The 9,850-nt window shown below is 34.1% G+C and carries 6 protein-coding genes; 3 read left to right on the forward strand and 3 right to left on the reverse strand.

Going from position 1 to position 9,850, the window contains the following annotated elements:
- Positions 1-109: 109 nt before the first annotated feature.
- Positions 110-1,492 (forward strand): aryl-sulfate sulfotransferase, encoded by a 1,383-nt coding sequence (locus PXD56_RS13490; RefSeq protein ID WP_276493860.1) that lies wholly within the window; start codon positions 110-112, stop codon positions 1,490-1,492.
- Between the two features lie 123 nt (positions 1,493-1,615).
- Positions 1,616-2,317 carry a hypothetical protein gene (locus PXD56_RS13495; RefSeq protein ID WP_276493861.1) on the forward strand — a complete coding sequence of 234 codons (702 nt, stop codon included), beginning with the start codon at positions 1,616-1,618 and terminating at the stop codon, positions 2,315-2,317.
- Between the two features lie 65 nt (positions 2,318-2,382).
- On the opposite strand, the gene PXD56_RS13500 is transcribed toward PXD56_RS13495, so the two are convergent.
- Together PXD56_RS13500 and PXD56_RS13505 are read right to left on the reverse strand one after the other, a co-directional pair.
- Complete coding sequence (locus PXD56_RS13500) at positions 2,383-3,108, reverse strand: hypothetical protein (protein WP_276493862.1); 726 nt, start codon at positions 3,106-3,108, stop codon at positions 2,383-2,385.
- A complete protein-coding gene (locus tag PXD56_RS13505; protein WP_276493863.1) occupies positions 3,105-7,379 on the reverse strand; it encodes a thrombospondin type 3 repeat-containing protein in 4,275 nt (1,424 codons plus the stop codon). Before PXD56_RS13505 ends, PXD56_RS13500 begins: the two co-directional genes overlap by 4 nt.
- 168 nt (positions 7,380-7,547) lie before the next feature.
- On the opposite strand from PXD56_RS13505, the gene PXD56_RS13510 reads away from it, so the two are divergent.
- A complete protein-coding gene (locus PXD56_RS13510) occupies positions 7,548-9,539 on the forward strand; it encodes a putative porin (RefSeq protein WP_276493864.1) in 1,992 nt (663 codons plus the stop codon).
- Positions 9,540-9,670: 131 nt separating this feature from the next.
- Here PXD56_RS13510 and PXD56_RS13515 read toward each other — a convergent pair.
- Positions 9,671-9,850: hypothetical protein (locus tag PXD56_RS13515; protein ID WP_276493865.1), on the reverse strand; the 180-nt coding region annotated here is incomplete at its 5' end.

Raw genomic sequence — 9,850 nt, forward strand, 5'->3', positions numbered from 1 at the left:
CATTATAATTTTTATTTAAAATCAGGCTGAAGCAATTTAGTCTGATTTTTTTTTAATTAAGTTTTAGGTAAAACTTACGACGTATAAAATTCATTAAAATCTGTATATCATGAAATTTTCATCATTAATCAATTTTTTAAGTTTATTGTTCTTGTCTTTGTTTTTATCATGCTCATCAGATGATGATAGCATAGTGAATGAAAAATTGCCTGAAGAAGAAGTTGTTGAAGAGGAAATTCAAGAGCCAGAGACGCCAGTTGAAGTTGTTTATCCAATTCAAGGTGATACCGGGACGATATTATCGAATAATAAATCCTTATCTCAAGAAGGTTATGTGTTGGTGAATGAGTCTACTGATGACCGGGTGTATTTAATGGAAAAAGATTCAGCACTTATTGTTCATGAATGGCAATTGGAATTTGGACTTGGTAATGATGTAGAATTATTATCTGACGGTAGATTGTTAGCCTCATTAGGTGTAGAAACACCAGATTTTAGTTTTGGTGGATTTGGAGGGATTATACAATTAATAAACCCAGATAGTTCGGTAGATTGGCAATTTACATATGCAAACGAAGAACATATAATTCACCATGATGTTGAAATGCTGCCAAACGGTAATGTATTGGCAATTGTTTGGGATTTAAGAACTATAGAAGAATTAAATGCTATTGGTTATTTAGGTGAAGAAGATAAAGTGTATACCGAAACCATTATTGAAGTAAATCCTAATACGGATGAAATAGTTTGGAAATGGGAATCGTGGGATCATATAGTGCAAGATGTAGATGATTCCAAACCACGTTTTGGAATTATTAACGAGCATCCAGAATTAATTAATATTAACTACATAGATATTCTGAGAGAATCTGTGGAGCCAGATGGAGATATTATGCATGCTAATGGTTTTGATTATGATGAAGAGAATGATGTAATTTATATGACTATTAATAATTTTAGTGAGATATGGGTTATTGATCATAGCACAACTATTGAAGAGGCTAAGTTAAGTACAGGTGGTAATTATGGAAAAGGTGGTGATTTGTTATATAGATTTGGCAATCCCACTGCATATGAAAATTCCTTGGGTGAGCGTATGTTCTATAATAACCATTTTCCTAACCTTTTAGAGAATGATGTGCCTGGTAATGGTAATATATTAGTTTATGTCAATGGTAATGGCGAATCAAAACAATCGGTTGTCTACGAATTAGAGATACCATCTGAATTTGATTTACAGCCCAATGCAAATAATGATTTGAATGAGGTTTGGAGCTATACCAGAGAAGGATTGTATGCGCCACGTGTATCAGGTGCCGTTAGGTTAGATAATGGTAATACTTTAATAACATCTGGTACTTCTGGAATTTTAGAGGTTACTAATCAAAAAGAAGTGGTTTGGGAGTTTCGAGGTACAGGTTTTTACTGGAGATCATATCATTATAATTTTGATAGTGATGCTACTTCTTTTTTAAGTAATAATACACCATAAACTCATATAATGGTATACATGATAATTAAGCAAACTAGTATTTTATTTTTAAGTTTTATATAACATTTTTTAGGCACATCAATTGATAATAAACAATTAAATTGAAAAAAATTAATAAAAAAAATGATTAAAAAGTTCACATACTTTACAGTTGCTGTCCTAGCTTTAAATAGTGTAAATGGGCAAAATGCTTACTCACCGGTACCAGAAGAGGGTATTATAAATTTTGTAACTAGTAGTACTGAAATTGAACCTACTAAAGCGAAAGGAACCCCTTATTTAAATGAAGAGTTTGTACATGGGGAAGTGATTGTAAATGATAAAGTAGAAGAAATAGGCAAGATGCGCTATAACGCATATAGAAATGAAGTTGAGATTTTAGATAATATTTCTAAAGATTCTTTTTATTCTTTATTAAAGCGAGCTTATATTAAAGTAGAAATTGGAGGTAAGATGTATAGCATTTATACATATGTAGATACTGACAAATCTATTAAGACAAGTTATTTTACAAACTTAAATGAAGGTAATTTAAAATTGTTGTTTAAACCGGAAGCCCTGTTGAAGCAAGCGCGTAGTCCTAGTACATCGTATGAAAAGTATTCTCCACCAACTTATGTTTGGAATAGTTCTTATTATATATTGGATGAAACTAACCCTGATGCCGAAAATCATGCAGTGAAAGTTAGACTGACTAAGAACCAAATTTTAGATTTTACAGGTTCAAAAAAAGAAGAAATGAAAACTTACGTAAAAGAAAACAATCTTAATTTAAGACAAGAGGAAGATGTAGTTGCCTTTTTAAATTATTACAATTCATTATAACAACAATAAATTATTAAAGAAAAAAGCCAAAACTGCAATTGCAGTTTTGGCTTTTTTAATTTCAATTACTCTACTCGAAATTCAAACAGTTCTGAGGTTGAAGTGTTATCAAAGGAATCTGTGGTAATTACTTTCCAGTAGTAAGTAGTGCCTGCGCCTACCGTCACATCTATATTTGATTCAGTAGTTGAGCCTAGAGATGTTATAGGTGTTTCTGTAGTATCGAACAACACTTCATAAGACACAATATCGTCATCAACATCTGAAGTTGACCATTCTAAAGTAATGGTCAAATTAGTACTGGAAATAGTAGAACCTCTCTGCGGACTTATGGCAATCGCAGGAAATGGTGCATAATTTTCTATACCTTGCCCTTGATTATAAAAAGACCATGTTTCGCTGGTTGCCGTTGAAGACGTTCCATTGGCTTTAGAAATAACATACCATTCATAAGGTGTACCTCTATTAATACTTACCTCTTTTTGATTTGTAGTGGAAGTCGCCGTAGTAATACTGCCGGTTTCAAGATTTTTCACTTTTACTTCGTATGAATCTGTATTCTCAGATGCTGACCACTCAAAAGTAACGGTACTTTTGGTTTCATCATTTACATTTATTATACCTTCATTACATTCGGTATTATCTTCTGGAAAAACCAAGGTAGCTGCACCTGGGTCTATAACTAAAGGGGCAACAGGTTCTACTGGGGTTTCGTTGTCAGAGCTACCACCGCAAGAAGCTAGTAGTAAGCTAGAGAAAAGTGAGACGGTTATATATTTTAATGTTTTCATTTTCTTATAATTTTGTAATTAGATAGAGTTTTACCAGATTTTATGTTTAAAATATATACTCCAGTTGATAATCCATCTACGCTTAATTTAATTTCGTTGTTTGTAGACTTCATTTGTTTAGATAGAATACTTGTGCCATTTACATTAAATAACGACATGGTTACTTCTGGTGCGGCATTAGTACCTAAGTAAATAGTTAAGTCGCCACCTTCAATAGGGTTTGGATATATGAATAGTTCATCACTCAAAACTATTTTTTCTGTATAAACCCCTTGACAATCTAGTCCTGTTTTAACGGTAATCAAAGTTGTAACATCTTCTAATGGTAAAGTAATTTCTTTTGCCGATGTAGAATACATCTTCTCGTTCAAGAATATGGTATATAATTCTCCGCCAGAGAAGTTTAATGTAACTTCATTATTAAGTGAACTTATTTTAGCGGAAACAGATAAAGCTTCTGGTTCAGAAATTGTCAAATCGAAACAACTTTCATAATCTGCTTGCCCTTCAACTGTTATGCACAATTGATAATCTCCTGCAGCTAAATCGGAAAATAAAGATTCTTCTGTGAAGCTTGCATTGGTAGTACCGTCAGAATTTGATAAAACTGCATTGTAGGTATAAGAGGTATTTGCAGCAGTTATAAAAATACTTCCATTGTCACTTGAATTACAAGCACCGCCAGTGGTCTGAATTTGAAAGTTGGTATTTGGTAAAGAGAAAATTTCACAACCCTCCACATTGACTATAGTGCCGTTAGGTGTATCGTCGCAAAGGTCAATGTCATTTGGCACACCATCATTATCGCTGTCGTTATCACAAAGGTCTCCAATACCATCTAAATCATCATCTTCTTGATTTGGGTTGGCTATTAAGGGACAATTATCATCAACGTCTAAAATTCCGTCATTATCATCATCAGTGTCGCAAACATCTCCTTCTCCATCGTTATCCGTATCTAACTGATCGGCATTTGCTGTTAATGGGCAATTATCGTCAACATCTAAAATACCATCGTTATCGTCATCTTCATCATCAGCAGAACCATCCACAACTAAGTCGTCAATAATGACACCTTCTTGAGTAACTGAAGGGTCTGATTGAAATACAATTCTAAATATAACATTCGTTTCGCCAGTAAGATCTTGCTCTCCATTGGCAGCATTTAAATTAAAATTATAAGCATATTCCGTCATTTCTGTTCCATCTCCTGTCCATTGTGCTCCCGGGCAATTTTGACAGTCGTCAGCTTCTTCTGAAAGAGCGTTGGTTCTATCGCTGTTATACCAATTTGGTTCGCTATTGATATTTCCTAGAATATCCCAATTGGTTCCACCGTCAATAGAATATTCTGCATAAGCGATATCGAAGTTTAGTTCAAGATCGAAAGCCATATTGAATTTTAGAACCGGAGCTATAATTGTTGTCATGTCATAGCAATTACTAAGAAGAATAGCTTTAGTACTATTTGGGTGGTTACCACTTAAGTTGGTTCCGTAAACATTACTGCCAGATGAGGCTGTGTTCAGATTTGTACCTGTAGGAATACCTCTCTGCCAAACATCTTCAGAACTACCATCGTTATATGTAATCAAAGATTCTTTCTCGGTTTCAAAAGTATTTATTTCACCTCCTGAACTTGGGGTGTTTAGAAAGAATCTATTTTCTAAAGAATTATTGTCGTCATAGCTATCGTTCTCTATTGTAGCGGTCAGTTCTATGTTAGACTCACCAAAAGCAACTGTAGTTTCTAAAGGTAGTTCTATGGTTACAGTTTCATTACTCAATAGATTCCCTGTCCAGGTAAAGCTTTGTACGCTATTGCTATTTATAGAATATTCAATGTCAACAGTTGTAATTGGGTTGATTCCCTGGTTCTCAACAGTAGCGGTAGGTGTAAAGTCGCTACATAAAACTTCATTTGGATTTGGGGTTATAGACACTAATCTAATTTCATTATCTGGTATTTGAACAGGTATGCTAGATTCCCAAACTCCTCTACCATATGTAGAAGCTATTATTTTTTCATCGTCTAAATTAATTTCAATATCACTTATGGCTACATTGGGTAAGTTTGTGTAATATTCTTCCCATTCAGTTAGTGAGTCATCTAGTCTATAAACACCTAAACTAGTACCAACATAAATAGGATTATCAGTATGTCTACCTTGATGTGCAATTGAGAAAAATGCTTGATCTGTTGGTATGTCAAATGTAATGTTCTCAGAAGTCGTCTCTGTTTCGCCAATAGTAATTTTAAATACACCACGTTCAGATGGTTGGTCGCTAAGAGCGATACCTACCCTATTAGAAGTTGTTACATAAATAATATTGCTGTCATTAGAATTAATGGCAATATCTGAAATCTCAGAATCCATTACTTCAATTAAGCTAAAAGTGATGCCTCCATTTCTGCTTCGGTATAGGATATTACTTTCGGCAGCAAATATGGTTTCAGGATTCTTAGGGTCTATTTCAATATCATCAATATTACCCGAGCCGATAGAAGATGAGATTTTATTCCATTGATTGTTTTCTAATCTATATAAAGCATCGAAACCTGCGTAAACTGATCCATCAGAACTTATTGCTAGCGGGGTAACCCAGTTTCCTTCAATTGTATTGCCATTAGCATCTGTGGGTGCACCGACTACGCCAATAGATTGCCCTGAATCTGATGATATAAATAAGCTTCCTCCAAATTGAACAAATCCGTAGACAAGACTACTATTGTTAGGGTCAATTTCGTAGTCCATTCCGTCACCTCCTGTAAAAACATTCCATTGCCCTTGGTCACGAATAAAACCGGCATTATCCTGTAGTCCACCAGTTATTTTCTCTGAATCGTTTTTAGCAACGGATATTCTGTAGAATTGACTAATGGAAATGCCAGCAGTGTAATCTGTAAAAGTGCTGCCACCATTTTCAGACATATAAATACCGCCATCGCTACCAACATATACCTTGTTGTTAAAAACCTTAATGGTGTGAATGTCTGCGTGCGTATACCCTTGGTCAGTAATATTCCACCTGTTTATTCTTATAAAGGTGTCGCCGCCATTGGTGCTTTTCCAAACATTTAAACAACCTGTATATATTTCGTTGAAATTTGTTGGAGAGACTTCAATTGCAAGGTCAAACCAAGCTTGGTTTGATTCGAATATATCTTGATCACTTGCTGTTTTTGCAAAAGATTCTCCACTATCTAAAGATTTATAAAGTCCGCCAAAGGCAAAACTATTACCTCCTGTTTGAGCTCTTAATACATATACACCAGAAGGGTTTGCTGCACTTGTGCCAATTACCAATCTCCCGGAACTTGCTGGTAATCCATCTGTAATTTCTGTAAAGGAGTCGCCGCCGTCAGTAGATTTTACAAAAGTATTTGAAGTTACAGCGTATATAGTGTTTGGGCTATTGGGTTTAAGTTTAAAATCTTGAATATTTCCAGCTCTTTTGACCTCCCAAGTTGCACCTGCATCTATTGATTTTTGAAGACCAACACTTGTCCCAACCCAAATTATATTGGAATTTGTAGGGTCAATAGTGATTTCAAACATTAATAAATTAATGTTTGAGGTGCTAGGGTTCAATCCTGTTTCGCTCCAGCTATTTCCTCCATCAACAGACTTAAAAACACCTACACTATATGAATCAGCAGCATCGTCATCACCCGTGGCTATATAAATTATTTGTGAGTTGTTCGGGTCAACGGCTATTCCAGAAACCCCAATTTGCGGAAAGTCATCAAATAAGTTTACCCAAGATGAGCCTCCATCAATAGATTTCCAAATGCCACCAGCTGGCGCACCTACGTACCAAATATTTTCATTATTTGGGTCTACTGCTATGGCATTTACTCTACCCTGTCCAGAAAGTGCACCTGAGTAAGTGTCATGCGTAAAAGGACCTATGGAATTCCAGTTTGCTGTAGGGTTTGTTTCTTTGCCTATACTTTCCTGTTTACTCTTCCAGGAATCCCATAATTGGGAAGAAGTTGGTATTTTTCCGTTTTCATCAATATAATAAGACCAATAATTCTCCCATCTTTTATATGGTTTAAAACCACTACCTTTTTTAGAATAGTCTTTATTGCTCCAATATTGGTTGAATGCATTCGATATATCGTATAAAGAATGTGAGTTTGTTGAAGATTTTGAAGATTGTTGATTTTCATTCAAGTCTTTCATCCAAGGAGCGTTCTCGTTGAACTGGGCAGATGCCGATATAATCGCTAAAAAAGCGAAAACATTAAAAAACAGTACTTTCATTAACATTTTTTTATAAAAATCAGAAAAATATTCCTTTATATAATAAAGTTCACAGTTAAATTTTAATATTAGTTTGGCAAACCTTTATATACAGGTTGTTAAAGTAGCTTAAACTTTCACATTTACTTAGCAACAAAAAAATTAACTTTGCAAGGGTAACAAAGCTTCATGAAATATATAATTCTAGTTTTATTGTGTTTAACTGCTTCGGTTGGTGTAAGTCAAGATGTAATTAAAAAGCCAGAGAAAAAGAGAGATTCACTTTCGCTTTCTAAAAAGACAAAGCCTATTGATCCAAAAGATAAATTACAAAATGACTCTATTGTTTTAACTATAGAGGATTATAAAATTATTTCATTTGAACGGGATACTACTTTTTTAGACACCACATTAACAATTCAAAAAGAGTACAAGTATAATTATCTGCGACAAGATGATTTTGAATTAATGTCCTTCTCTAATATAGGGCAAGCCTATAATGAATTAGGCGTTGATTTTGAAAGAGTGGTTAGTTACCCTAGTTTAGGTGCAAAGGCAAAAGACCACAAGTATTTAGAGAAAGAGCAGATAAACTATTACAATGTTGCAACCCCAATGACCGAGTTGTTCTTTAAAACAACATTGGAAGAAGGTCAATTGTTAGATGCAAATTTAGCTTTTAACACCTCACGTAGATTGAATTTTTCAATAGGTTATACCGGTTTTCGTTCGTTTGGTAAGTATAATGATACGCAAATAGAATCTGGTAACTTTATAACGACCACAAACTACTTATCTAAAAACGGAAGATATGCATTAAGAGCTCATATTGCGGCTCAGAATATTACATCTGAGGAAAATGGAGGTTTGTCGGAAAAGGAAGAACAGTTTGAGTCTGGAGATGATGACTTTATCAATAGACCAAGAGTTGATGTGTATTTAGATGATGCAAATAATAAAATTTTAGGGAAAAGATATTATCTGGACCATACTTATAAACTAGTAAGAACTCAGTTAGATTCAACTCGGTTTGAAAAAACATCCTTATCTCTAGGTCATACGTTTGATTATGAAACTAAATATTATCAATTTATAGAAACAGCTAGTGATACCTTGTTCGGTGATGCTATATTAAGTGCTATTGATGACAAGGCTATATTAAAAACATTTTATAATGAAGTAAATGCAGAATTTTATAATAGAACGCTAGGTAAGTTAACGGGTGGCGTCAACATATATAATTATGATTATTATTTCAATAGCCGGCTTACAGAAGAAGATGGTACTATAATACCGAGTAGATTAAATGGAACAGAGTTTGGTATAGTGGGTAAATATGAGAAACGTATTGGGCAATTTGATTTCGATGCAGATTTAAAATATAATATTTCAGGCGATTTAGCGGGTAACCTTTTTAATGCAGCTGCATCATATGTTATTAATAAGAACAATAAGCTTAGATTCTCTTTGCATACATCTAGTAGAATGCCAAATTTTAATTATTTGTTGTATCAAAGTGAGTACCTTAATTATAATTGGAACAATAGTGAGGTGTTCAGTAAAGAGAGGGCAAGTAGTTTAAAAGGCGAATTGTTTTCCAAAACATGGGGTAACCTTATGGTCAAGTATAGTAATCTAGATAACTATACTTATTTCGCGCCGGTTTCGGATGTTACCATTGGGGATGATATGGAAAATGCATTTATTAAGCCATTACAAGAAGCTAATAGTGTTTCTCATTTAAAGGTAAAATATGAAAAAGAGTTCAAGGTGGGTATGTTTGCTTTGAATAATACTGTAATGTATCAGAATGTTACTCAAGATACCCAGGTGTTGAATGTTCCTCAATTGGTAACAAGAAATACGTTATACTTTTCATCAGATGTGTTTGAAAAAGCAATGTACCTACAAACAGGTATCACCTTTAAATATTTCACCAGTTATAACATGAATGGGTATAATCCTATACTTGGGGAGTTCTATGTGCAGAATAAAGAAGAGTTGGGTGGTTATCCTTTATTAGATTTTTTCATCAATGCTCGAATTAAACAAACTAGAATTTACTTGAAAGCAGAACACTTTAATGCTGCTTTTTCTGGGTATGATTATTATGCTGCGCCAAATTATCCGTACCGTGATTTCGTAATACGCTTTGGTTTAGTGTGGAATTTCTTTTCTTAGCCTTTTTTCGGTTTTTGTAATGCACTGAAAATGGGGTGGTTGTAAGAGTGTTTATGATCAACTAATTGGTTTTCATGATATTAACTTTTCGCCTGATTTTATGCTTATGCAATCTGGTCAAAATCATGCAGTTATGATTGGTTAAAAAAACTTTCTATATTTTCTTTGAAAAAGTCTTGCGGTATTGGGAATAGTGTGTACATTTGCACCCCGCAAACGAGGAAGATAAGTTCTGAATCGGGAATAGGGAAAAAGGTTCTTAGGTAAGTTGTTTTGGATTGGCGAAAAAAAGAAAAATAATTTTTTTCGAT

The organism is Maribacter zhoushanensis, assembly GCF_029350975.1.
Taxonomy (GTDB): Bacteria; Bacteroidota; Bacteroidia; order Flavobacteriales; family Flavobacteriaceae; genus Maribacter; species Maribacter zhoushanensis.